Below are 24,923 nucleotides of genomic sequence, written 5' to 3'. Positions count from 1 at the left end.
ACATGCCAAACCACGCCGCCGTCGTGCACCCCGCCGTCACGCACACCGCCGTTATCACCGGGCTCGGCGCCATCACGCCGAGCGGGCTGAACGTTGCCGACCTCTGGGACGCTGTGCGTGCCGGCCGCAGCGCGATCACTGAGCTCACGGGCCCCGAGTTCGATCAGCTCGCCGTGCGCATCGGCGGGCAAGTGCGCGGCTTTGAAGCCGCGCTGGGCGACACGATCGGGTCGCAGCTGGCGCGCCGCATCAGCCCCGTCCAGCAGTGGGCCATTGCCGCCGCAGACCAGGCACTGGCACAGGCGGGCGTAGCCCGCGATCCGGAACTTGGCGCGGAGCTTGACCGGCAGCGCGTGGCTGTGATCGCAGCGACCGGATCTGGGCCGATCGACGCGATGCAGCAGGCCACGCGGGTGCTTGACGCCCGTGGCCCGCGGGCCGTGCCGCTCACCCTGTCGATGCACGGTGCCCCAGACTCGGCCGCAGCTCTCCTCAGCCAGCGGTACGCATTGCAGGGCCCTGCCCAGGGCATCTCGGCGACCTGCGCGAGCGGCACCGTCGCGCTCGGCGAGGCGCTGCGGCGCATTCGCCACGGCTACGCAGACGCCGTGCTGGTGGTGGGCATGGAGGACTGCCTCAACGCGGTAAACCTGGCGTCGAACGCGAACCTGCGGGCCCTCGCCGCCGGTTATGAAGCGCGGCCCGCTGCCGCCTCGCGCCCGTTCGACCGTGACCGCGCGGGTTTCGTGATGAGCCAGGGGGCCGCGGCGGTGCTCGTTGAATCGGCCTCGAGCGCGCGCCGCCGGGGTGCGCCCGTGCTCGCCGAGCTCGCGGGCTTCGGCGCGTCGAGCGATGCGCACCATCCGACCGCTCCGCACCCAGCGGGGCGCGGGGCCACGCAGGCGATCGCGGCCTGCCTGGCAGATGCGGGCCTCGCCCCCGCAGACATCGACCACATTAACGCTCACGGCACGGGCACCCCCGCGGGTGACGCGGCAGAGCTGCGCGCGTTCGAAGCTGCGCTGGGGGAGCGGGCGCGTAAGATCCCGATCAGCGCCACGAAGTCGAGCACAGGGCACCTACTCGGTGCGGGCGGAGTGGTCGAAGCGATCATCACGGTGATGGCGCTGCGCGATCGGGTGCTGCCGCCCACCATCAACCTCGACGTGCCCGAGGAGCCCGGCTGGAACTTCGTGGCCGGGGCCCCGCGAACGCTGGGGGTGACGGGGGCGACTGCGCTCTCGACCTCGTTCGGGTTCGGCGGGCACAATGCTGCGGTGATTCTGCGCGCTCCCGGTGCCATGACAACCCAGCTGACGCAGTAGAAGAGCCACATGGCTCACGCCAAGAATGGAGAACCGAGTATGACCGCGACGTCGCCGAATCATCAGCAAGCACCTCACCGAGAAGCACGCCAGGCCCTGCTCGAAGACCAGTTTCTGCCCAACTGGCTACTCGCGCGCTTTCGCGACCGTGCGCATGAGTATGACCGTGACAATAGGTTCTGCGCCGAAGACATCGAAGATCTTCGCGCGCAGGGCTACCTCACGTGCCTCGTGCCAGCCGAGTTTGGTGGCCCAGAGCTGAGCCTGACCGAGGTGTCTCGCTTGCAGCAGCGGCTCGGGGCCGCCGCCCCCGCGACGGCGCTCGCAGTGAACATGCACCTGATGTGCACGGGCGTGGTGCGCGTGATGCGTGAGCGCGGTGATCGCTCGCTCGATTATGTGCTCGAAGAAGCGATGGCGGGCGAGATCTTTGCGTTTGGAATCAGTGAACCCGCAAACGATTGGGTGCTGCAGGGCGCACGCACGCGCGCCGAACCGCAGGGCGACGGCGGGTATCTCTTCACCGGTACGAAAATTTTCACGTCACTGTCGCCGGTGTGGACCAGGCTCATCGTGCACGGACTTGATGCGTCTGACCCGAGCAACGAGCAGCTCGTCTACGGTTTCGTCGAGCGGCCCGCGCGTGCGCTGCGACCGGCCCCCGAGGGCGTCCGCGGCCTGTACGAGATCAGCACACACGACGACACGGTCGTGGTTGGTGACGAGTGGGACGTGCTTGGTATGCGGGCCTCGCACAGCCGCACCACTCGGCTGAACGGGGCGCTCGTGCGACGCGAGCGCGTCGCACGCACGTTGGCGCCCGGGCGCACGCCCGACCTGCTCGTGTTTGCGATTACGAGCTGTTTTCAGCTGCTCGTTGGCTCGGTATATGCGGGTGTTGCCTGGCGGGCGCTCGAGCTCGGGGCCGAGGGGCTGCACCTGCGGCGCTCGGAGAGGGCCGGCACGTCGCTTGCCGAGAACCCCGAGTCACGCACCCGGTTGGCAGACGCGCACCGTGCATACCTGGCGGTTCCCGCCCAATTGGAGGTGTGTGCACGTGACCTCGACGAGCTAAGCGATCACGGTGCCCGCTGGCCGCTGCTGCTGGTCGCGGCGCGTATCGCCGCGGGCGAGGCGGCCAGGCAGTGTGCCGAGGTCGGGCTGATGTGCACGGGAGGATCCGGATTCGGCAATCGCAACGAGATGAGCCGCGTTTACCGCGACGCGACCGCGAGCCTGTTTCACCCGCCGAGCGCTGACTCGGTACGGCCGATGTTTGCCGCTGCCCTGCTCGATGAAGGTTGAGGGGAAAGGGACCGAGGACGCCATTGTCAACGGTCACCCACGACCATAGCGGGCTGCCACGCAGAAAGCTAGGCTTGCTAGATCCGCCCCGATGCTGCTAGCTGCGGCGTGAGCCAGGCAGCGTTGCGAGCGTGCCGAGTAGAGAATTCGGTACAAGCGTCTCGTTGGCGCTGCCCGCGCGCACGATGTCGGCGATGCGGTGGCCGACCTCGGACGTGTTCATTCCCATGCCCGGGCCCGCCAGTGCTTCCATACCGCCGATGACCTCGACGGTGGCGGCCTCGACGGCACGCGCTGCCTCGCCCTCGCCCAGGTGGCCGAGCATCAGCGCGAGCGACAGGATCGCGCCTGCAGGGTTCGCGGCTCCCGTGCCCGCGATGTCGGGCGCCGAGCCGTGAATCGCCTCGAACATGCTGGGAGCGGAACCATCGAGATTCAGGTTGGCGCTCGTCGCGACACCGAGGCCGCCCTGGATCACGGCGCCGAGGTCGGTAATGATGTCACCGAACAGGTTGTCGGTGACGACCACGTCGAATTGCTCGGGCGTGAGTGGCAGGTGGAAGCACATGGCGTCGACGTGCACGTAGTCGGTCTCGACTTCGGGGTAGCGGGCGCCGACCTCGGCAACGACCTGCTGCCACAGCTGACCCGCCGCGACGAGAATGTTCGTCTTGTGACACAGTGTCAGTTTCTTGCGGCGGCCGACCGCGAGCCGAAAAGCGAAGTCGACGACGCGCTCGATGCCGGCGTAGGTATTGAGCGACTCCTGCATAGCGACAGCGTTCGTGGTGCCGCCGTGCACGGTCGAGCCGCGGCCAACGTAGGCGCCCTCGGTGTTCTCGCGCACGATCACGATCTCACAGCGCTCGGGGGTAAGCCCGGCGATCGGGGAGGGGACGCCCGGGTAAAGCCGAACGGGGCGCACGTTCGCGGCCTGGGCAAAGCGCTGACGCATCTCGAGAATGAAGCCGCGCTCGAGGATGCCCGGAGTGACGCGGGGGTCACCCATTGACCCGAAGAGTACGGCGTCGGCGCCACGCAGGTCAGCCTCGACTGCGTCAAACAGCTCGCCGGTAGCGAGGTAGTGGTTGGCACCCGCGGCCACCTCGTTGCGGGTGGTCGTGAACCCGAACTGAGCCTCGGCCGCGTCGAGAACGTCGAGCGCACCCTGAATGACCTCGGGGCCGATCCCGTCGCCCGGGAGAACTGCGATGGTGTAGGTGGTGCTCATTGGGCGAATCCTTTCGCAGGCGCAAGGGGGCGCGGATTGGTCGAGACTGTTGGAAAATTTCCCTGTGGTCATCTATGTTAGATGGTAAGACCACTCAGTGGGGAGAATCACACCATGTCACACGCGCACCGTCTACTCGCGCCCCTGCTCGCACCCGCGCGCTCGCTCCCGATTGGTGACGCCTGGCGCACCCTCGAAGCGACGAGCGATATCCTGTTCCCGTTTGACGGCAGCGTCGTCGCACAGGCTCCCGTGTCGAGCGCAGATGACTCCCGCGACGCCATGGAAGCGGCCGAGGCCGTGCGCAAAGAAGTCGCCGCCCTCACCGCTGCTGAGCGCCGATCGATCATCGTCGCGATCCACGACCGCGTGCGCGAGGAGGCCCAGCGTCTCGAAGATCTGCTCGTGCTCGAAACCGGTAAGCCCCGCGCAGACTGCCGCGTCGAGGTGAACCGCACGATCGTGACACTCCAGGCCACGGCAGAGGAGGTCTCGCACGTGCACGGCGAGACCGTGCCGCTTGACGTGCAAGAGCAGGGACGCGGCATGATCGGCTACTATACGCGCAAGCCCGTGGGCGTCGTCGTTGGTATCGCAGGCTTCAACTACCCCATGCTGCTCGCGACGCACAAGCTCGCGCCCGCGCTCGCCGCGGGCTGCCCGGTCATCATTAAGCCCGCGCCCAACACCCCGCTCGCGACTCTCGAACTCGTCGCGATCACCCGCGAGGCGCTCGAATCCCACGGTGTCTCGGCGGCGGCGGTGCAGCTCGTCAATGGTGGACCTGAGGTCGGCGAGGTGCTCGTACGCGACCCGCGCGCCCAGGTTGTGTCGTTCACCGGATCCGCCAAGATCGGCCATCTCATCGCCCAGCAGGCGGCCCCCCGCAAGGCCGTGCTCGAGCTCGGCTCGAACACCGGCTTCATCGTCGCGGCCGATGCCCACCTCGAAGCCGCGGTCGACGCTGTGCTGCGCGGCGGCTTCTATGCCAACGGACAAGCCTGCATCTCGGTGCAGCGCGTCGTGCTCGAACGCTCCATCGCCGAGGCCTTCACTGCACGCCTCGTCGAACGCATCGCCGAGATCGTCGTCGGCGATCCGCGCAACATCGAAACCAACGTCGCGCCCGTGATCAATGAGGCCTCTGGGATCCGGATCCGCGCCATGATCGACCGCGCCCTGGCCGCGGGCGCCACACTGCTTACCGAGGGGCCGGGAGAAGGCGAACCCGCCAACATGCGCCCCGTGGTGCTGGGGGACGTACCCGCTGACGTCGACGTGTGGTGCGAGGAGATCTTCGGCCCCGTGGTGTGCCTCACCGTAGTCGATTCGGTGGACGAAGCGATCGACCTCGTGAATAACTCACGCTACGGCCTGCAGGCCGCGATCTACACGGCGTCGCTTGAGGCCGCGTTCGACGCGATCGACCGGCTCGAAGTGGGCGGCGTCGTGGTCAACGAGATTCCCGGTTTCCGCTCCGACATCATGCCTTACGGCGGCGTGAAGGATTCGGGTATCGGCCGCGAGGGCCCCCGCTTCGCGATCGAGGAGTTCACGGTGACGCGCATGGCGATGATCCGGCCCCGCGCCCGCGGTTAACGCGCCTGGCCTCTGTCATCCTGCGCGAGCTTGCGAGTCGCAGGATCCACCCCTTTCCCAGTATCTCTAGGAGACCCGCATGAACGCCGTAGCACCCATCGACTACACCCAGCTCTTTCGCCTCGACAACCGCACCGTCGTGGTGATCGGTGCTGGCAGCGGTATTGGCCGCGAGTCGGCCCAGGCTCTCGCGGCCCAGGGCGCGCACGTGGTTATCGCCGACTACTCGCTCGCTGCCGCCGAGGCGACGACCGCGCTCATTCAGGGCACCGGTGGATCGGCCGAAGCATACGAGATGAACGTGCTTGACGACGCGGCCATCGACGATGCGGTGGAGCGCTTTGGACACGCCTCGTCGCTCGTGTTCACGGCGGCAACCAACGTGCGCAAACGCATGGAGGACTACACGCTGGACGAGTTTGACCGCGTCGTGAACCTCAACCTGCGGGCGTCGTTCCAGCTGATCCGCAAGTTTGGCGCCTGCTTCGCGGCCAACGGCGGTGGATCGATCATTGGCTTCGCGTCGATTCGCGCGCAGGTCGTTGAGCCAGGCCAGGGCGTCTACGCGGCGACCAAGGCGGGCCTCGTGCAGCTCGCGAAAACCGGTGCGGCCGAGTACGGTGCCGCGGGGGTGCGCGTCAACGTTGTCGCCCCGGGCGTCGTGGAGACCCCGCTGACCGCGCAGATCACTGCGAACCCCGAGTGGTACGGGGCCTACGCATCGAAGAGTGCGCTAGGCCGCTGGTCGCGCCCCGATGAGCTCGCGGGTGCCGTCGTGTTCCTCGCGTCAGACGCGTCGACTTTTGTGACGGGCACCACGCTCACCGTCGATGGCGGTTGGACCGCCATCGACGGCCGTTTCACGCCGCCCGCGAGCTAGCGCGACAGCGCAGAAGGGGGTTCAGGCAGACGCGCTTGACCCCCCTCTGCGTTCGAAGACCTACGGCAGGTGCGACCAATCGACGGTCGCCTCAGCGCCGCGCACCGTCTCAAACCAGGCGGCCACGCGTAGCAGCGTGTCGTCGGTGCCAATGCGCGATGCGATCTGCAACCCGATCGTGCGGCCGTCGCTCTGAATCCCGGCGCCTACAGACACCGCGGGTTGTCCCGACATGTTGTAGGGCACGGTGAACGAGATGTGTCCCATCGTCACGAGGGGGTCGGTGAGCGGCATCGGATCCTCGGCGGCGAACGCGGCGACGGGGGTCACCGGCGATAGTACGAGGTCGAACGGGTCAGTCGCAGCGCGGGTGAGGCGCGCCATCTCGTCCATCATCGAGCGGCCGCGCACGGTCTCGGCCGCCGTGAAACCGGCCCCGGCTCCGCACCATTCGGCAATGAACGGCAGCACGACCGCTCGCTCCGTCTCGCTGAGTAGTTCGTAGTCCGCCCACGAGCGGCTGCGCCAGTAGTTGACGATGCCGTCGAGCACCTCGGGCCCAATAAACTGTGCGAGCGGCACGACCTGGGCCCCGGCCTCGGCGAAGAGGGCCGCCGCGCGCTCGATCGCGGCGCGGGTCTCGGTCTCAACTGCAATGCCGGATCCGGCATCGAGCTGAACAGCCACCCGCATGCCCGCGGGCGACAGCGGCTCGGTCGACCAGTTCATCTCGGTGTAGGGTCGCGTGAGATAGTCACGCGCGTCGGGCTGCGCGATGATCGACATCAGCCTGATTGCGTCGGCCGCGGTGCGGGTCAGCGGGCCCGCAGCGCGACCGGTGTAGGGCACGTCGAGGGGCACGAGCCCTTCGCTTGGTTTCAGTGCGGTGAGCCCCTGCCAAGACCCGGGGAGCCGGATTGACCCGCCGATGTCGGTGCCAATGTGAAACGGGCCGTAACCCGCGGCCGCCGCGGTGCCTGCGCCGGCGCTCGAACCGCCCGAGGTGTGAGCAGGGTTGAGGCCGCCGCGAGTGATGCCATGCAGACTCGAGACGCCCGACGAGAGCATGCCCCAGTCGGGCATTGTGGTCGATCCGATGATGATCGCACCAGCCTCAACCAGCCGGTCAGTTGTGGGGGCGTTGCGCTCCGATACCGGAGGATTGGGGATTGCGGTACCCGAGGGCTTTGGACACCCCGCCCGGGCGATGTTTTCCTTCACAGTGACGGGCACCCCGTCGACCTCGCTCAGCTGGGTGCCCGCCGCCCAACGCTGGGTAGAGGCCGCTGCGTCGGCACGTACCTGCGCTGCGTCAAACAGGTAGAGGGCGTTGAGCTCGTGCTCTCGCGCCTCGATGCGGGCGATGACGTCCTCGGCGACCGCGCTCGGCGAGAACGTGCCAGCCGCGTACCCGGCCGCGAGCGCGGCGGCGTCGAGGTCTGCGAGGCGGGGCGGGGCGGCGGTGGTCATGTGCGCTTCTTTCTACTGAGGTCTACCTTGAATACTTGTCATTCTGCGGAGGCTTATCCCTGGTCATTCTGCGCGAGCCTGCGAATCGCAGAATCCAAGTGGTGAGCGTGGATCCTGCAAGTCGCAAGCTCCCGCAGGATGACGGGGGTGTTAGGCCCGGGCAGGCCTAGAACGCGGTCGCGAGCTCCTGGCGCAGCGTTAGCGACGAGTCGATGAGGCGCTTCGTGTATGGGTGCTGTGGGGTGCGGTACACCGTCTCGGTGTAGCCCGCCTCCACGATCTCGCCCGACTGCATGACGACCACCTGGTCGCACAGGTGTCGCACGACGTTGAGGTCGTGCGACACGAACACGAGCGTGAGCCCGTACTCGTCCACCAAATCGGCGAGCAGGTTGAGCACCTGAGCGCGCACCGACACGTCGAGCGCGCTCACGGGCTCATCGGCGACGACAACGCGGGGGCGGCAGATGAGCGCGCGGGCGATCGAGATGCGCTGGCGCTGGCCGCCCGAGAACTGGTGCGGAAACCGCGTCGCGGCCGACGGCTCGAGGCCCACGGCGACGAGCATCTCGGCGACCATGCGCTTGCGATCGGCGGTCGTCTCGTTGCGACCGCGCACCAGCAGCGGCTCCGAGATGATCTGCTCGACCGTCATGCGCGGATCGAGCGAGCCCATCGGATCCTGGAACACGATCTGCAGGTTCTGGCGCAGCTCGCGCAGCTGGGCTTCCTTCGCCCCCGCGACCTCGTTACCCGCGACGACCGCGCTGCCCGAGGTGGGCTGGTCGAGTCCCGCAAGAATGCGCAGCAGCGTCGACTTGCCCGAGCCAGACTCGCCCACGACGCCCAGGCGCCCGCCCTCGGGTACCTCGAACGAGATGCCCTTGAGGGCGTGTACCTTGGGCGCCGGTTTGAACATGCTCGTCTTGCCGCGCGAGTACGTGCGCACGAGGTCGGTCACGCGCATCACGGGGGCGGTAGAGTTCCCGGTCGCTGAGCTGGCCGGGGTGGCGCTGGCGTCGGCAGGGCCGGTCTCAGCGGCACGTGCCAGACCCGGATCCTGGCCCGTAGCGTGCTGAGCGTCCAAAGCCGCCTGCGCCTCGCCCGCGGTGGGCGGCACGTAGTCCTGGGCCGTCGCGACGGTGAACAATCGCCCGTCTCGATCGGTCGCGTCGAGGTCGGATGCCGCGAGGAGACCCCGAGTGTAGGCGTGCTGGGGCCGGGTAAAGACTTCCTCGGTCGTGCCCTCCTCGACGATCACACCCTGGTTCATGACGAGCACGCGGGTGCACATGTTCGCGACGACCGCGAGGTCGTGAGTGATGAACAGCAGCCCCGTGCCGCGCTCGCGTACGAGCTCGAGGATCAGATCGAGCACCTGGCGTTGCACCGTGACATCGAGCGCGGTGGTTGGCTCGTCGCAGAGCAGGAGCCCGGGGTCGTTGGCGAGCGCCATCGCGAGCATGACGCGCTGACGCTGGCCACCCGACAGCTCGTGCGGGTACGCCTTCGCGGCCTCGGCCGGGCTCGGCAGCTTCACCGCGTCGAGCATTTCAATGGCGCGGCGGGAGGCGTCGGCCTTCGAAGAAGCGAGCTTGTGCAGCAGCATGATCTCGGCGACCTGGTCGCCCGCCCGCATCAACGGGTTGAGGGCGGTCAACGGCTCCTGAAACACCATCGCCATGTCGTTGCCGCGCAACTGCATGAGGTCCTTCTCAGGCGCTTCAAGCAGGTTGCCCTGGTACCCGTCGATCTCGACCGAGCCGTCGGCCGTGACGCCCGCGGGCAGCAGGCCGAGCAGCGCGGTCGTCGTCATGGACTTGCCCGATCCGGATTCGCCGATCAGGCCGATCCGCTCGCCCCGTCGCATGTGTAGCGAGAAATCGCTCACGAGCGTGCGGTGCGGCGTGCGCACGTTGAGGTGGTCGACCTTTAGGAGCAGGTCGTCAGCAGAAGTGCGTGCGGTCATTAGCTACGGCTCCCGTTCAGCTTGGGGTCGAAGCGGTCGCGCAGACCGTCCCCGAGGAGGTTGAAGCCCATTACGGCGATCGCGATCGCGAGGCCCGGCCACACGGCGAGCATAGGCTCGGTGCCGAGGAACTGCTGCGACTCCTGCAGCATGCGTCCCCAGGACGGGGTGGGCGGGGGCGTGCCGAGGCCTAGGAAGCTCAGACCAGCCTCCGCGAGGACTGCGAGCGCAAACGACACTGAGGACTGCACGACCACGATGCCGATGATGTTGGGCAGCACGTGGCGCAGCGCGATCCGGAATCGCGATTGGCTCGCGGCCCGGGCCGCGAGAATATATTCGGTGCTCATGACCTGCAGGGTGCCGGATCGCGCCACGCGAGCGAAGCCAGGAATGGTGGCGATGCCGATCGCGACCATCGCGGTGAGCGTTGAGGCACCGAACACCGCCGAGAACATGATGGCCAGCAGCAGCGCGGGGAACGCGAGCGCGATGTCGGAGGTGCGCATGATGACCTCTTCGATCCAACCACCGCGAATGCCGGCGAGGATGCCGAGCGGGGTGCCGATGAGGATCGCGATGCCGACCGAGATGACGCCGACGAAGAGCGTGATGCGTGCGCCGTACAGCATTGCCGAGAACACGTCGCGGCCGTACTTGTCGGTGCCCATGAGGTGCGCGAAGCTCGAACCCTCGAGGCGCGCGGCGGGGTCTGCCTGCACGGGATCGTAGGGGGTCCAGATGAATGACAGGACCGCTGCTGCCGCGACGAGCCCGATCAGTACGATGCCGATGATGAGGGTCGCCGAGAGTTTCTGGCGACCCGGGCCGTCGGCGTCCTTGCGGCGTCCGGTCGAGGCACCCCCGGGCGCCTGGATTGCGGTCGTGCGTGGGGCCTGGACCGGGGGAATGGGAACCTGCTGGGTGCTCATGGTTAGGCGCTCCTTCGCAGACGCGGGTCGACGATCGTGTACAGCAGATCGACGATGAGATTGAGGATCAGCGTGATGGCGACGAGCACGATTACGACCGACTGCACGGTGAGCAGGTCGCGGTTGCCAACGGCATCAAGCAGCATGGATCCGAGGCCGGGAATCACGAAGACACGCTCGATGACCACGGCGCCGATAATGAGTGCGGCGATCTGCACTCCGGTGACGGTGATGACGGGAATCGCGGCGTTGCGCAGCCCGTGCTTGACGAGCGCACCTGACTTTGACAGGCCCTTGGCGCGGGCGGTGCGAAGGTAGTCCTCGCTCATCACCTCGAGCACGGCGGAACGCACGTAGCGTGTAAGAATCGCGCCCTGCACTGACGCGAGGGCAACGACGGGAAGAATGAGGCGGCGAATGAAGTCACCGAAGTCCTCGGACGGTGCCGTCCAGCCGTTCGCGGGGAGCCAACCGAGGCCCACGGCGAAGACCATGACGAGCAAGATACCGGCGAGGAAGCCGGGAATCGCAACGCCCAGCTGTGAGCCGACGCCGATGAGCGCGCCCGAAAAGTTGCGGTGCCTCACGGCGGCCCACGTTCCGAGCGGGATCGAGATGAGGAGCGCGACGGCCATCGCGGTAAGCACGAGGATCAGGCTGACCTGCAGCCGGTCGATGACCATGGGACTGATGTCCTGGCGTGTCAGGTATGAGGTACCGAAGTCGCCGCGCAGCAGACCGCCGAACCACTCGAAGTACTGCGCGAAGAGTGAACGGTCGGTGCCGAACTCCTTGCGGGTCTGCTCAAGCAGCTCGGGGGTCGCGTTCACGCCGAGCGCGATCTGTGCCGGGTCGCCCGGAATCAGTCGCATGAAGAGGAACACGACGACCGTGGCGACAAGGAATGTCACCGCGAACCTCGCGAGGTTAATCAGAATCCGTATGGCCATGGGTTCCTCTGTGGTGGGGCCGCGCTGGGCGGGAGCGGTGGTGCGTGGTGCGTGCGGGGGGTCTCGCGGTGGTGCAGCTGGGGCAGCGGCGAAGCCGCTGCCCCAGCGATCCGGAGCTTACTTCCAGCTCAGGTCAGTGAGATCCAGCGCCTCGATGATGGCGTTCTCGGGGAGGCCCTCGAGATTGGCCTTCGCGACGACGATGTTCGGGAAGAGGAACAGCACGCCGCTGGCGGCATCTTCGACGATCTGGCGCGAGACCTGCTTCATGCCGTCCACGTATCCGGCTTCGTCGGCCGCGTCGGCCTGCTTTGCGATGGGCGCGATCTTGGAGTTGTCGTACCCGATGTAGTAGTTCGGGTCGTTGAACACGGTGAGCATGTCACGCGCCTCAACGGCCAGAACGGTGGTCATCTGGTAGTCATGCTTGGTGAAGACCTCATCGAGCCAGACGGCGGGGAACTCAGCGGACTTGATGTTGGCCGTGATGCCGACGTCCTTGAGCTGCGACACGACGATCTCGCTGACGGCCTGCGCGTAGGGGCGCGTGGGCACGGTGTACGAGATCTCGAGGTTCTCCTGGCCGGCCTCCTTGAGGAGCTTCTTGGCCTTCTCAGGGTCGTATGGGTAGACGTCGTTCAGATCCTCGTAGTACGGATCAGTGGGCGTCGCGAAGGTCGCGACGAGTGAGCCGTAGCCGTTCCACGCGGTGTCAATGATTGCCTGCTTGTCGAGCGCGTAGAGCACCGCTTGGCGCACGCGCACGTCATCAAACGGGGCGGCCTGGTTGTTCATCGACAGCGACACCTCGCCGCTCGAGGTGCCCTCGATCACCTTGAACTTGTCATCGGATTCGAACGCAGTGAGTAGCTCGGGGGCCTGCAGATTGACGATCGCGTCGACGTCGCCGGTCTGCAGCGCGTTGGTGGTGGCTGTTGCGTCGGCGAAGTACTTGAGCGTGACGCTCTCGACGCCGGGAGCTTCGCCCCAGTAGTCGTCGCGGGTGTCGAGCACGATGCTCTCATTGGGAACCCACGACTCGACAGTGTAGGGGCCGGTGCCAATGGGGGCGTTGGCAAGGTCGTCGACCCCGTCGGGTGAGAACATCGCGCCGACCGGGGTCGCGAGGCTGAAGAGCCAGGCGTTCGAGGGGGTACTGAGGGTGACCTTCACTTCGGTGTCCGATACGACCTCGACGCTGTCGACGACATCCATCTTGGCCTTGAGGCTCGAGACCCAGTCGCTCTTGACTCGGTCGAAGCTGAACTTCACGTCTTCTGCGGTGAAGGGATCACCGTTTGAGAAGGTGACACCCTCCTGCAGTGTGAACGTGTAGGTCTTGCCGTCGGGGCTAATGGTCCACTCCGTAGCGAGCGACGGGACGATCTCGCCCGCGTCGTTAAGCTGCACGAGGCCCTCGTACACGTTCGACATCATCGCCTGTGGGATCGCGGATCCGGCGGTCGTGGTGAAGTCGAGGTTCGTGGGCGGGCCGGTGAGCGCGATCGTCGCGCTCGTGGGCGTGTCGCCGCTGTTGCCTGAGCCACCCGAACTGCTGGCGCCTGCAGAGCAGCCTGCGAGGCCGAGTGCTGCGGTGACTGCGATCGTTGCGGTCAGCAGGAGGGGATTCTTACGACGCATCATTGCTTCCTTATTGGTCTGTGGGTCTCTGAGGGAGAAACGCCTGTGCACGTTGCGGGCGGCGGTGCCTGCTCGCCTCCTCGGGGCCGTCATGTGTGGTGACTGCCGATACTCAACCGCAGAGATTGTTGATCCCTGGATCTGATCAAGCGTATTGCCGAGGTGGCTCTTCAGTGTTCTCAGTGGTGGCTTCGTGCACATGAAGATTTGAACCAGGATACATGGTAAGACCACTTAACGTCACGCTAGTATCGGGAACAATCAGATCACGCCCCACAGAAACGAGCTCAGGTTGACCACGCCCCACAGCTTTGCCCCGGCGGTGCCCGTGCATACGTACGAGCGCATTGTCGACCAGATTGAGCAGGCGATCGTGTCGGGAGAGATTCCGGTTGGCTCGCAGCTGGCGAGTGAGCGTGACCTCATGGTGCAGTTCGGCGTGAGCCGGCCGACCGTGCGCGAGGCGCTGCGCATTCTGCAGAGCATGGGGCTGCTTGAGTCGCGCCCGGGCACCCGTGGCGGGCCCGTCGTCCTCTCGCCCTCATCCAAGGCGCTGTCGCGCTCCTTTCGGGCCATGATCGGCACCGACGCTCTCGATATCGCCGACCTTATGGAGTACCGCGTCGTGCTCGAGGGCACCGCGAGCAAGCTGGCCGCGCTGCGCCACGACGATGCCTCACTCGCGCGCCTGCGCACCGCGATCGAGCGCATGGAGCGTGAAGCCGAGGGCAACGCCGACAGCTTCGCCGACGCAGACCTCGAGTTTCACGAGGCGATCTGGGCCGCGAGCGGCAACGAGGTGCTGCGCATGAGCGGCCAGGCCGTGTCGGGCGCGCTGCGCGGCATCATGCAGCGCGACGCCGAGGGCGATCACCACGACAACCGCGTCAAGCTCGCCTCTGCGAAGATTGACCGCGGGCTGTTCGAAGCGATCGCGAGCCGCGACGCCACACTCGCCAGCCGGATCGCGCGGCGTGCGGTCGCCGACCGCTTCGCCCCGCTGCTCGGGGACGAGGGGCGCCGCGCGCTCGAGGCACTCGCGGAGTAGGGATGCAGCGCAGCCACGGGCACCGACGCCCGGGCGCACGGCTTACCTTTGTGGCCGTGCGAATACCGCGAGCGCCGCGCACGCGGCCGCTACGGCGATGGCAAACACCGTTACGGCCGGGGTCAGGCCCAGCTCTTCGGCGAGCAACCCGAGCCCGATGACGGGAAGCGCGCTGCCGAGATAAGTAACCGTATAGATCGCGTTGACCGTAGAGGCGTGGCGTTCGGGCTCGACTGCGGCGGTCGCCGCAGTGAACGCCGCCTGGAACGCGATGCCCTGCCCTATGCCGGCCAGCGTGCTCGCCGCGACCAGAAGCACGCCACTGTGGAGCGGGCCCGCGGCGGCCACCCCGACGAGTGCAGCGGCGAGGGCGATGAGCCCCACGCGTACCAGCCACTCACCACGCAGCGGGACGAGCTGGGTGAGGGCGGAAGCGGCGAGCGTGACCGCGGCGAGGAGCCCAATGCCGAGGCGCGAGTCGGCGCCCGCAATGCTCGCAAAATGTGTGGGGGCGAGCGAGAGGCAAAAACCAAAGACGGTGAAACTCAGGAATCCGGTTGCAGTCGCGGTTCGGAACGTGCGGAGGGAACGTGAGCTTGGGGTCAGCTGGGGGAGGTGGCCAGGTGCTTCGGGGAAGTGTTCGGGGGCGTCCGCGAGCGCAAGGGTTGGCGTGGCCATGCGTGGCACGCACTCCCGGTGCGGCGCGACCAGCAGGATCACGGGCACGAGCACCACTAGGGCCGCCGCCACCACGAGATAGGGCAGCACGAGCGGGTCGGTGAGAAACCCGATGGCAGGCGACTCCGGCGAGTCAGCCGTCGACGTGCTGGAAGATCCTGCGCCGGCGAAGGACAGCGCCCCGCCCAGAATGGGCCCGACCGCCACTCCGCCAGAGGTGGCCAACAGGGTGACGCGGCCCACAAGTGCGGGGCGATCGGGTGAGAGGGCGCGCAGGGCACCTGATCCGGTGCCGGTGGCGCACGCGATCGCCACGCCCTGTACCGCCCGCGCGACGCAGAACCAGCCGAGCGTCGGTGCGAACGCGAGCCCGGCTGTCGCGAGCGCCGCGGTGGCGACGCTCGCGAGCAGCACTGTGCGTCGGTTCGCGGTATCAGTGAGGCGCCGCGACGCCACCAGACCCGCGATGAGCGCCAACACATAGCTCGAGAACGCGAGGGCGGTGCCGAGCGACGACATGCGCAGCTTGACCTCGAGTAGCGAAAACAGCGGGGTGCTGAGATTGGCGCTCACGAGTAGCACGAAGAGAGTGGCCGCAGTCACGAGCATGCGGGAGCGGGGCCGGATCGGCGTGCGGGGGAGTGTCGGTGGGTCGGATCGAGTGGATGATCGGTGGAACGCGGGGGTGGTGCGCAAGTTAAGATCTCCTTCGCGGACGCCGGGGTGAGGCGGCCGTGCATGCTTGCGGGGTGCTGCGAGCTGTGCGGTATGCCTCAGGGATGTCTGTGGCACAGGAAAAGTACATCGGGTTCGCGCGTATTGAGCAAGTGGTAGGTTGCAGATTGATCAATATGATCAATGTCGGTAATCTCGAATCATCAGAAGGTGGTCAAAATGAGCGATCTAGATGCAACCGACCGCAAAATCCTCGCCGCGCTCGACGATGACGGCCGGATGCCAACTGCCATGATCGCAATGCGCCTCGGGCTAGCTCGTGGCACTGTGCAAGCGCGACTCGAGAAGATGCGCGAATCGGGGGTCCTCCGTTTGCACAGTTCCCGGGTGAAACCGGCGGCGCTCGGTCGTCCTGTCGCGGCGAGTGTGCAGGTAGAACTGGACCAGCATCAGATCGCTGCGGCGATTGCGGCGCTGGCGAGCATTCCTGAAGTGCTCGAGTGCTTTGCGCCCGCGGGTAACACAGACCTGTTGCTGCGGGTGGTAGCGAAAGACCCCGACGACCTGTATCGGGTGAGCGAAGAAATTCGGCTATGCCCCGGTATCAACCGCACATCAACGAGCTTGTTTCTTCGAGAAGTGATCGCATACCGAGTAACTGGATTGCTTGCAGAAAGTCAGTAGATAGTTGGTTCTTTCTGAGCGTGAGCGGAGTTGCCTGAGGTAACTCAAACCCATCGGGTGCTAGCGTAGCGAGGGTTGTACATGCATTTCGACGTCCTATGGGGAGGCCACCACATGCGCAGAGAAACCCGAGCAAGATTCAGGCGGGGTGTTGCCGTGCTCGGCGTCTGCGCGTTCATTGCTGGCATGGCGGTCACGCAGCAGGTGCAGGCGCCCGCCGCCCAGGCAATTGAGCTCGACCTTCCCACCTGGGAAGACGTTGAAGCGGCCAAGAAGAACCAGAAGCTCGCAGACAAAAAGGTCAAAGAGATCGAGGCGCTCATCGCCGAGGGTGAGAAAGAGCTCGATCGCCGCCGCAACATGCATGCCACGACGATCGAGGAGCTTCGCGACGCTGAGGTAGCTCTCGCGGAGGCCTCAGACAAGGCCAACACCCTCAATGAAGAGGCCGAGGCGAGCCGTGTCGAAGCAAAAGAGGCGGCGGATCGTGCGGGCGTGATCGTTGCGCAAATGTACCGCTCGGGCGGTGTTGACCGCAGTATGGAACTCTTCCTCGACTCAGATGGCAGCACCGCAGACGCGCTTCTCGAGCGCATGGCCTCGATGTCGAAGGCGACTGAGCGTAACTCGCAGGTTTCAGAGGCAGCCGAGCAGGCAGCCAACAACGCCGACTCCCTCGGTAAGCAAGCGAAGACTGCTGAGGCTCTGCGTGAAGAACTACGGCTCGACAAGCAAGAAAAAGAGAACGCTGCGGCCATCGCCGTAACGTCGCAGGGTGAGCTCGTCGCAGAACAAGAGCTGCAGCAACGCGACCTCGAAACGAAACTCGAGGCGCTCAAGGACACCACGTCGAAGACGATCGACGGTTACAAAGAGCGGCTGCAAAAAGAGGCAGAAGAGCGCGAGCGCATACGCAAGGAGGCCGAAGAGGCCGAGCGCCGCCGCCAGGCCGAAGAAGAAGAGCGTAGGCGCCAAGAACAAGAAAACAACAACACTGGCACCCCGCCGCCCACGTCGCCGCCGCCGCCCACCGGGCCGCCGACTACACCGCCCAGCACGTCGAATGGTTGGGTGTACCCAACCTCGAATTACTGGGTTTCAGAGGGCTACCGCAGCCCCGGGCGTTGGAACCACACTGGCATCGACCTCGCTACGGGATGTGGCACACCCATCGTGTCGGCAGCGCCGGGCTACGTACGCCTCGCCTACTGGGATAGTGGAGGCGGCGGCAACATGGTCACCGTCGACCACACGAACGGCTGGCAGACGCGCTACGCGCACATGATTAGCTGGGCGATTGTGGCGCCGGGTCAGTGGGTCGACGCAGGCCAAACGGTCGGGTACGTTGGCACGACCGGCGCGAGCACCGGCTGCCATCTGCACTTTGAGATGATTCCGGGGCAGCACGACGGTTGGTACGGGTTCGTGAACCCCGCCGATTACATCGCGTTCTGGTAGAACGCACGCAAAAGGCGCCGAGAGAGCTGCTCTCTCGGCGCCTTTTGCGTGCCCCAGGGGCCGAAGTGCGCGTTACTCCTGAGCTGCGAGGCGCTCCTGTGCCTCGACGATCAGCTGCTCGGCGTCTGCCGCCGAGCCCCACGCGTCAACCTTGACCCACTTGCCGGGCTCGAGGTCCTTGTAACGCTCGAAGAAGTGCTCGATCTCCTTGCGGGTGTACTCGGGAATGTCTGCAACATCCTGGATGTGGCTCCAACGGGGATCCTTCACCTGCACAGCTACGACCTTGTCGTCGCCACCAGCCTCGTCGCTCATCTTGAGCACGCCGACGGGGCGCACCTTGACTCCTACGCCGGGGAATACGGGGTAGTCGAGCAGCACGAGCACGTCGAGCGGGTCGCCGTCTTCGCCGAGGGTCTCCTCGAAGAAGCCGTAGTCGGCGGGGTACACGAACCCGGTGTAGAGCACGCGGTCGAGGTAGACGCGCCCCGTCTCGTGGTCGATCTCGTACTTGTTGCGGCTCCCCTTAGGGATCTCGATGACGGCGTCGAACGCTGCGGTCATTGGCTGCTCCTTGCGTAAATGATTGCGAGATAATGCTGAGCCCAGAGTACCCGAAGCGGGCCAGGGAGGCTGGCCGCCCGCAGGTGTAATAGCTTGCGCCCGTTTAAAACCGTGTTCCGGATCATGCGCAGCGACGACCAGCGATAGCGTAGACGGCATGACCGAGCAGGCGCGACCACCTCAACCGTTGCCCAATGGGCGGCCTGGAGCACGCACGTTCGGACCCGAGACGATGGCGACGCGGCGTGCCGTGCGGCGGGCGCTCGCACCGCTGGCCGGGCAGCACCGGCGGGCGGGCGGCGGGCCCGACGAGTGGCCGCTTGTGCTGGTTGGGCTCTCGGGCGGGGCAGATTCGCTGGCGCTCGCCCTGGCCGTAGCCTACGAAGCACCCCGCGCCGCCCTGCGTGCGGGGGCTGTGATCGTGGACCACGGACTCCAGGTGGGCTCGGCTGAAGTTGCACGGACGGCCGCAGCGCAGGCACGGGCCATGGGGCTTGATCCGGTGCTGATCGAGCGCGTGAATATTGCCGCCGATGCCGCCGGAGGCCCAGAATCAGCCGCGCGCAGTATGCGCTACGCGGCGTTTACGCGCGTGGCAGAGGACGTGGGCGCCAGCAGCGTGCTGCTAGCGCACACGCACGACGACCAAGCGGAACAGGTGCTTTTGGGACTGGTGCGCGGCAGCGGGCTACGCAGCCTCGCGGGGATGCCGGTGTCACGCCCGCTTGCGCGGCCCGTCGTACACACGGAGGCGGGGTCAGGCGGTTCAGGCTCAGCGGTGTCGCGCTACCTCCTACGTCCGTTCTTGCTAGCGGCCGAGGATGGCGCTACTCCTATCACCCGCAGTGTGACCGAGGCGGCCTGCGCAGACCAAGGTGTTGAGTACTGGCGCGATCCGCACAACAGTGACGCGAGCTTCGCGCGCGTGCGGGTGCGCGAACGGGTGCTGCCGCTGCTTGAGGCAGAACTCGGGCCGGGCATCGCCGACGCGCTCGTGCGCACCGCCCAGCTAGCGCGCCAGGATGCAGACGCCCTCGACGCGATCGCCGCTGGGCAGGTGCGCGCCTTGCTGGCTAATGCTGGTGCTGGTGCTGCCGAGGTTGACGACGCAGACCTGCTTGCTGTTTCGGCGTTCGATTTGAGTCTGCTCGATGGGCCCGTGCTGCAACGCGTGGTGCGGGGGCTTGCGCGCGCAAGATTTGGAGTTTCGCTCGAGCGAGTTCACACGCTCGCTGTGGTGAGCCTCGTTACGGCCTGGACCGGGCAGGGAACAATCAGCGTTCCCGGTATTGCGGTCACGCGCAGGGCTGGCATGCTTTACTTTCAGCGCCAAACCACCTCCCCAAGGCGCGCCTAGCGAATTGCAGGCCGGACCAGCTGCACACAAACAGGAGATCTGCGCTCGTGCAGGATCAAATCCGCGTTTTAGTCCTGCACGAGCGAGTCGCAGCATCCACCCCCGCAATCTCGCCTGTAGGAATTACCCAGCGTGCAAAACCAGGTCGGCGGTAAACTACAGCGCATGGACGTTGAACACCTGGGTGACGATCTCACCGAAGTACTGCACACCGAGGCCGAGCTACACGCGCGGCTCGCCGAGATGGCGCGCGAGATCGAGGCAGACTACGCCGACGGCCCGCCCCCGCTTCTCGTGGGCGTGCTCAAGGGTGCGGTCATGGTGATGGCCGACCTCGCACGCGAACTGCGCTTCCATGCGCAGATGGACTGGATGGCCGTCTCGTCGTATGGCGCGGGCACCAAGTCGAGCGGTGTCGTCAAGATTCTTAAGGATCTCGACGCCGACATTTCTGGCCGCGATGTGCTGATCGTTGAAGACATCATCGACTCGGGGCTCACCCTGTCGTGGCTGAAGGAAAACCTCGAAAGCCGTGGCGCGAAGTCGGTGCGCATCTGCACGATGCTGCGCAAGCCGAAGGCGCTCAAAGTGGACGTCGATGTTGCGTACGTCGGCTTCGATATTCCCGTCGAGTTTGTGGTCGGTTACGGCCTCGACTACGCAGAGGATTACCGTAACCTGCGCGACGTAGCGATTCTCGCGCCGCACGTCTACAGCAAGTAGCACGAACGCGGGGGCGGCCTTGCGCCGAGAGCGTACATCCGCCCCCGCCGCAGTACGGTGTCAGCGGTATTAGCTACGCTTACACCTGCACCCCGCGTACCCGAAAGGCGCTGACTTGGCAGAGAATTCACCGAAGAGCCCACCTAAGAAGAACAAGCTGCTGCGCGGCCCGCTGGTCTATTTGATCTTGGCGCCGCTTATCGTGCTGCTGGGGTGGTCGCTGCTTTCGGGCGGTAACGTGCGCGAGGTACCCACCGAACAGGGCCTCGAAATGCTCGCTGCGGGCGACGTGAAGAAGGCCGAGATCGTTGACGGTGATCAGCGCGTCAACCTCGAGCTCACCAAGGCAGACAAGAAGACCGGTGCAACCGAGGTCTACTTCTACTACGTCACGCCCCGCGGTCCCGACATTGTCAAGGCCGTCGACGACGCCAAGATCAAGGACGGCTTCACCGACCAGGTGCCCCAGCCCAATCCCGTGTGGTCGCTCGTCGGGTTCATGCTGCCGCTGCTTCTCATTGGTCTGCTGATCTGGTGGATGCTGTCGTCGATGCAGGGCGGCGGCCGCGGTGTCATGCAGTTCGGCAAGAATAAGGCCAAGCTCGTGTCGAAGGAGACCCCCAAGGTCACGTTCGCAGACGTCGCCGGCGCAGACGAAGCGGTCGAAGAGCTGCACGAAATCAAAGACTTTCTGCAAGACGCGTCGCGGTTTCAGGCCGTCGGCGCACGCATTCCCAAGGGAGTGCTGCTGTATGGCCCTCCCGGCACGGGTAAGACCCTGCTCGCACGCGCGGTGGCGGGCGAGGCCGGCGTGCCGTTCTACTCGATCTCGGGCTCAGACTTTGTCGAGATGTTCGTGGGCGTCGGTGCAAGCCGCGTGCGCGACCTCTTCAAAGAGGCCAAAGCAAACGCCCCCGCCATCATCTTCATCGATGAGATCGACGCTGTCGGCCAGCGCCGCGGCCAGGGGATGGGTGGTGGCCACGACGAACGTGAGCAGACCCTCAACCAGCTGCTCGTTGAGATGGACGGCTTCGACCCCAAGACCAACGTGATCATGATCGCGGCGACGAACCGCCCCGACATGCTCGACCCAGCCCTGCTACGCCCGGGCCGTTTCGACCGACAGGTGGGCGTCGACGCCCCCGATATGCCGGGCCGCCTCAAGATTCTGCAGGTGCACGCCAAGGGCAAGCCGCTGTCGAAGAACGTCGACCTTGAGGTTGTCGCGCGCAAGACGCCCGGCTTCTCGGGCGCTGACCTCGCGAATGTGCTCAATGAGGCCGCGCTGCTTACCGCGCGCTCGAACGCTCAGCTCATCGACAACCGTGCCCTCGACGAGGCCATCGACCGCTCGATCGCTGGCCCGCAGCGTCGCACCCGCGTCATGAAAGACCGCGAGCGCCTCATTACCGCCTACCACGAGGGCGGGCACGCACTCGTGGCGGCAGGCCTCAACCACACCGACCCCGTGACCAAGATCACGATCCTGCCGCGCGGTCGTGCGCTGGGCTACACGATGGTGATTCCACTCGAAGACAAGTACTCGGTGTCGCGCAATGAGCTGCAAGATCAGCTCGCCTACGCGCTCGGCGGCCGCGTTGCCGAAGAGCTCGTGTTTCACGACCCCACCACTGGCGCTGGTAACGACATCGAGAAGGCGACGAGCACAGCGCGCAAGATGGTCACCGAGTACGGTATGTCGTCGTCGGTGGGGCCGGTGAAACTGGGCGAAGCGCAGCCCGGTGCGTTCATGGGTGAGTTCGGCCAGAGCCGTGACTACTCCGAGGGCCTCGCCGTCACCATCGACGCCGAGGTGCGCGCCCTGCTCGAGCAGGCGCACAACGAGGCGTACGAGGTGCTCGTGCAAAACCGCGACATTCTTGACAACCTTGCGCACGAGCTGCTCGAGAAAGAAACGCTCGACCACAACCAGATTGCCGAGATTTTCCAAGGTGTGCAGAAGCTCGCGCCGCGTCCCATCTGGCTGTCTCACGACGACCGACCCGTGTCGACGAGGCCTCCCATCGAGGTGCCCGCCAACGTGCGCACCGACGGCCCCGCTGTCGACCTGTCGGCTCTCGACACGAAAAATGGTGACCAACAAGATCCTGAGGCACCCGTAGCTTCCGAAACAACGGAGAACTAGGCGTGGCACCCATCGAAGTGATGGGCGTGCTCAACGTCACGCCTGATTCATTTAGTGACGGCGGCAAATACGTCGACGTTGAGACGGCCGTGCGGCGCGGTGAGCAGCTCATCTCGCAGGGTGCGACCTTCGTCGATGTCGGCGGTGAGTCAACGCGGCCGGGCGCAGCACCCGTGAGCGAAGACGAAGAGGCCGCACGGGTGCTACCCGTGATTCGGGCGCTCGTTGAACGCGGGATTCCCGTCTCGATCGATACGATTCACGCTTCGACGGCCGAGGCAGCAGCAGACGCGGGGGCCGCGTACATCAACGACGTGTCGGGCGGCACCCACGACCCGCGCATGTGTGCTGTAGCGGCGCTCGCCAGCCAGGGGCACGGCACCAAGTTCATCATCGGACACTGGCGCGGTATTCCAGACCTGGCGCACCACCGCTCTGAGTACACCAACGTCGTCACTGAGGTGCGCGACGCGCTTGCCGGGCTCGCCGGCAACGCGATTCGCGCGGGCGTCGATCCGGCCCACGTGATCATCGACCCGGGTCTCGGGTTCGACAAGACCGACGCGCAGTGCTGGCAGTTGCTCGCGCAACTGCCAGAGCTTGCTGCGACAGGTTACCCCGTGCTCGTCGGTGCATCGCGCAAGCGCATGCTGGGTGAGATGCTGGGCGGCCTGCCCGGCGCGGTGACCGCCCATATCGACGCCTGCGAGACCCACGAGCGCGATCTCGCTACCTCTGTGGTGAGTGCCTTTGCGGCGCGCGCGGGCGCATGGGGGGTGCGCGTACACGACGTCGCGGGAACGACTCAGGCCCTCGCGGTCGAGGCTGCGTGGCGCGCCGCGAGCGTCGCGGCGGTGCACCCCGCGGGGGGAGCTGGCCAGGCAACAGCCGGGCTGCGCGACCGCATCACGCTTACGGGTCTTGAAGTGTTCGCGCACCACGGCGTGTTCGACTTCGAACGCGAGAACGGTCAGAAGTTCTTGATCGACGCAGAAATCGCGGTCAACCTGCACCAGGCCGCGGCGGGCGACGCGCTCGGCGAGACGGTGCACTACGGTGAACTCGCCGACGCCATCGTCGAAGCGGTGAAGCGTGACCCTGTCGATCTGATCGAGACGGTGGCCGAGCGTATCGCCGACGTCGCCCTGTCATTTCCGGGCGTGCGCGAGGCCCGCATCACGGTCAATAAACCCGATGCACCCATCAGCCACCCGTTCGAGAACGTATCTGTGACGGTCGTGCGATGATCGCCCAGCTCGCCCCCGTGCTCATCGCGTTTGGCGCCAACCTCGGCGACCGCGGTGAGACGATCGACGCGGCAGCGCGCGCGCTCGCAGGCACCGACGGCATCTTTGACCTACAAATGTCACCGCTGCGCGAAACGATCGCGGTGACGCTTGAGGGCCCAGATCCCAGCGCGCCCCGCTATCTCAACGCGGTCGCCCGCGCTACGACGTCGCTCGGCCCGCACGAGCTGCTCGACGTGATGCAGCGCATCGAGCACGAGCAGGGCCGCGTGCGCGACGTGCGCTGGGGTGCACGCACGCTCGACCTCGACCTGATTCTCTACGCGGGCCGCGTCATCAAGGATGAACGCCTCGAGGTGCCGCACCCGCGCGCCCACGAGCGCGACTTCGTGCTCTCTCCCTGGCTCGCGCTCGAACCGGGCGCGGTGCTCATGGGCCACGGCCGAGTCGCCGATCTGCTCGCGCGCATAGGCGATACGACGCAGCCGCTCTCGGCGGGTTTTGATCCGGATCATGGCTAACCACCCGAGCCCACAGCACCAGCCGTTCGCGCCGCTGATCGTGGCGGGCGCGGGGCTTGTCGCCGCGCTGCTTGTACAGTGGGGGCTCGCCCGCAGCGGGCAGTCGCCGCTCGTGCCGCCCTACAGCGTCGCGATTGCCCTCGTATCGATCGCGGCCGTGCTCATCGTGTTCGGGCTGCGCATTAAGCGGGCCGTCGCGAGCGAGAAACGCGCGGTCGACCCGTTTCTCGCGGTGCGCGTGCTGGTCGCCGCGCGAGCGGGCGCCCTGGTGGGAGGCGCGTTTGGTGGGTTTGGTGCAGGCCTGGTGCTGTCGCTTGTGGGGCGTAGCGTGCCGGCACCCGCGACGGTCTGGTTGCCGATGGCCGCTGTTGGAGGCGCGGGTCTCGCCCTGCTCGTGTGCGGTTTGATTGTTGAGCGCTGGTGCCGGGTACCACCGGGCGACGGTGACGAGACACGCGCGAGCGATGACGGTGAGACCGGGCCAGAGTCTCAGGCGGCCTACCGTCGCCCGTAAGCT

At 66.2% G+C, this 24,923-nt stretch carries 21 protein-coding genes; 13 read left to right on the top strand and 8 right to left on the bottom strand.

Features of this window, described 5'->3' with window-relative positions:
• Nucleotides 1-2 precede the first annotated feature (2 nt).
• Entirely contained in the window at nt 3-1,325 is a 1,323-nt protein-coding gene (locus ACXR2W_RS07520) for a beta-ketoacyl-[acyl-carrier-protein] synthase family protein (RefSeq protein WP_458813986.1), read from the top strand.
• Between the two features lie 39 nt (nt 1,326-1,364).
• The gene (locus ACXR2W_RS07515) at nt 1,365-2,630 is read left to right on the top strand and encodes an acyl-CoA dehydrogenase family protein (RefSeq protein WP_458813984.1); all 1,266 of its coding nucleotides are present in this window, start codon (nt 1,365-1,367) and stop codon (nt 2,628-2,630) included.
• A gap of 97 nt (nt 2,631-2,727) precedes the next feature.
• On the opposite strand, the gene ACXR2W_RS07510 is transcribed toward ACXR2W_RS07515, so the two are convergent.
• Nucleotides 2,728-3,861, bottom strand: coding sequence for a 3-isopropylmalate dehydrogenase (locus ACXR2W_RS07510; protein WP_458813790.1), 1,134 nt, complete (start codon nt 3,859-3,861; stop codon nt 2,728-2,730).
• Nucleotides 3,862-3,975: 114 nt separating this feature from the next.
• Between ACXR2W_RS07510 and ACXR2W_RS07505 the strand changes: the two genes are divergently transcribed.
• Nucleotides 3,976-5,460, top strand: coding sequence for an aldehyde dehydrogenase family protein (locus ACXR2W_RS07505; protein WP_458813788.1), 1,485 nt, complete (start codon nt 3,976-3,978; stop codon nt 5,458-5,460).
• A gap of 79 nt (nt 5,461-5,539) precedes the next feature.
• Nucleotides 5,540-6,340, top strand: a complete 801-nt coding sequence (locus ACXR2W_RS07500) for an SDR family NAD(P)-dependent oxidoreductase (protein ID WP_458813786.1) — start codon at nt 5,540-5,542, stop codon at nt 6,338-6,340.
• 60 nt (nt 6,341-6,400) lie between these two features.
• On the opposite strand, the gene ACXR2W_RS07495 is transcribed toward ACXR2W_RS07500, so the two are convergent.
• From ACXR2W_RS07495 to ACXR2W_RS07475, 5 genes are all read right to left on the bottom strand, one after another.
• Complete coding sequence (locus tag ACXR2W_RS07495) at nt 6,401-7,810, bottom strand: amidase (protein ID WP_458813784.1); 1,410 nt, start codon at nt 7,808-7,810, stop codon at nt 6,401-6,403.
• Between the two features lie 166 nt (nt 7,811-7,976).
• Entirely contained in the window at nt 7,977-9,779 is a 1,803-nt protein-coding gene (locus ACXR2W_RS07490) for a dipeptide ABC transporter ATP-binding protein (protein WP_458813782.1), read from the bottom strand.
• Complete coding sequence (locus ACXR2W_RS07485; protein ID WP_458813780.1) at nt 9,779-10,711, bottom strand: ABC transporter permease; 933 nt, start codon at nt 10,709-10,711, stop codon at nt 9,779-9,781. The genes ACXR2W_RS07490 and ACXR2W_RS07485 overlap by 1 nt, the downstream gene beginning before the upstream one ends.
• Before the next feature lie 2 nt (nt 10,712-10,713).
• Complete coding sequence (locus ACXR2W_RS07480) at nt 10,714-11,661, bottom strand: ABC transporter permease (RefSeq protein WP_458813778.1); 948 nt, start codon at nt 11,659-11,661, stop codon at nt 10,714-10,716.
• Between the two features lie 117 nt (nt 11,662-11,778).
• Complete coding sequence (locus tag ACXR2W_RS07475) at nt 11,779-13,305, bottom strand: ABC transporter substrate-binding protein (protein ID WP_458813776.1); 1,527 nt, start codon at nt 13,303-13,305, stop codon at nt 11,779-11,781.
• Nucleotides 13,306-13,594: 289 nt separating this feature from the next.
• Between ACXR2W_RS07475 and ACXR2W_RS07470 the strand changes: the two genes are divergently transcribed.
• Nucleotides 13,595-14,350: a FadR/GntR family transcriptional regulator gene (locus ACXR2W_RS07470; protein WP_458813774.1), complete on the top strand. Its 756-nt coding sequence runs from the start codon at nt 13,595-13,597 to the stop codon at nt 14,348-14,350.
• A gap of 42 nt (nt 14,351-14,392) precedes the next feature.
• Here the strand turns inward: ACXR2W_RS07470 and ACXR2W_RS07465 are convergent, their stop codons facing one another.
• The gene (locus tag ACXR2W_RS07465) at nt 14,393-15,724 is read right to left on the bottom strand and encodes an MFS transporter (RefSeq protein WP_458813772.1); all 1,332 of its coding nucleotides are present in this window, start codon (nt 15,722-15,724) and stop codon (nt 14,393-14,395) included.
• Nucleotides 15,725-15,922: 198 nt separating this feature from the next.
• On the opposite strand from ACXR2W_RS07465, the gene ACXR2W_RS07460 reads away from it, so the two are divergent.
• Nucleotides 15,923-16,387, top strand: a complete 465-nt coding sequence (locus tag ACXR2W_RS07460) for an Lrp/AsnC family transcriptional regulator (RefSeq protein ID WP_458813770.1) — start codon at nt 15,923-15,925, stop codon at nt 16,385-16,387.
• 114 nt (nt 16,388-16,501) lie between these two features.
• Nucleotides 16,502-17,845 (top strand): peptidoglycan DD-metalloendopeptidase family protein, encoded by a 1,344-nt coding sequence (locus ACXR2W_RS07455; RefSeq protein ID WP_458813768.1) that lies wholly within the window; start codon nt 16,502-16,504, stop codon nt 17,843-17,845.
• A gap of 72 nt (nt 17,846-17,917) precedes the next feature.
• On the opposite strand, the gene ppa is transcribed toward ACXR2W_RS07455, so the two are convergent.
• Complete coding sequence (gene ppa, locus ACXR2W_RS07450) at nt 17,918-18,409, bottom strand: inorganic diphosphatase (protein WP_458813766.1); 492 nt, start codon at nt 18,407-18,409, stop codon at nt 17,918-17,920.
• Nucleotides 18,410-18,566: 157 nt separating this feature from the next.
• Between ppa and tilS the strand changes: the two genes are divergently transcribed.
• From tilS to ACXR2W_RS07420, 6 genes are all read left to right on the top strand, one after another.
• The gene (tilS, locus tag ACXR2W_RS07445) at nt 18,567-19,766 is read left to right on the top strand and encodes a tRNA lysidine(34) synthetase TilS (protein ID WP_458813764.1); all 1,200 of its coding nucleotides are present in this window, start codon (nt 18,567-18,569) and stop codon (nt 19,764-19,766) included.
• A 165-nt stretch (nt 19,767-19,931) separates the two neighbouring features.
• The gene (gene hpt, locus ACXR2W_RS07440; RefSeq protein WP_458813762.1) at nt 19,932-20,489 is read left to right on the top strand and encodes a hypoxanthine phosphoribosyltransferase; all 558 of its coding nucleotides are present in this window, start codon (nt 19,932-19,934) and stop codon (nt 20,487-20,489) included.
• Between the two features lie 115 nt (nt 20,490-20,604).
• A complete protein-coding gene (gene ftsH / locus ACXR2W_RS07435; protein WP_458813760.1) occupies nt 20,605-22,638 on the top strand; it encodes an ATP-dependent zinc metalloprotease FtsH in 2,034 nt (677 codons plus the stop codon).
• 2 nt (nt 22,639-22,640) lie between these two features.
• Complete coding sequence (gene folP / locus ACXR2W_RS07430) at nt 22,641-23,885, top strand: dihydropteroate synthase (protein ID WP_458813758.1); 1,245 nt, start codon at nt 22,641-22,643, stop codon at nt 23,883-23,885.
• On the top strand, nt 23,882-24,406 hold the full coding sequence (folK, locus tag ACXR2W_RS07425; protein WP_458813756.1) for a 2-amino-4-hydroxy-6-hydroxymethyldihydropteridine diphosphokinase: 525 nt from the start codon (nt 23,882-23,884) through the stop codon (nt 24,404-24,406). Before folP ends, folK begins: the two co-directional genes overlap by 4 nt.
• Nucleotides 24,399-24,920, top strand: coding sequence for a DUF3180 domain-containing protein (locus ACXR2W_RS07420; RefSeq protein ID WP_458813754.1), 522 nt, complete (start codon nt 24,399-24,401; stop codon nt 24,918-24,920). Before folK ends, ACXR2W_RS07420 begins: the two co-directional genes overlap by 8 nt.
• Nucleotides 24,921-24,923 lie beyond the last annotated feature (3 nt).

It is taken from the genome of Leucobacter faecis, from assembly GCF_054456695.2.
This window is presented reverse-complemented; position numbering and strand designations above follow the sequence as displayed.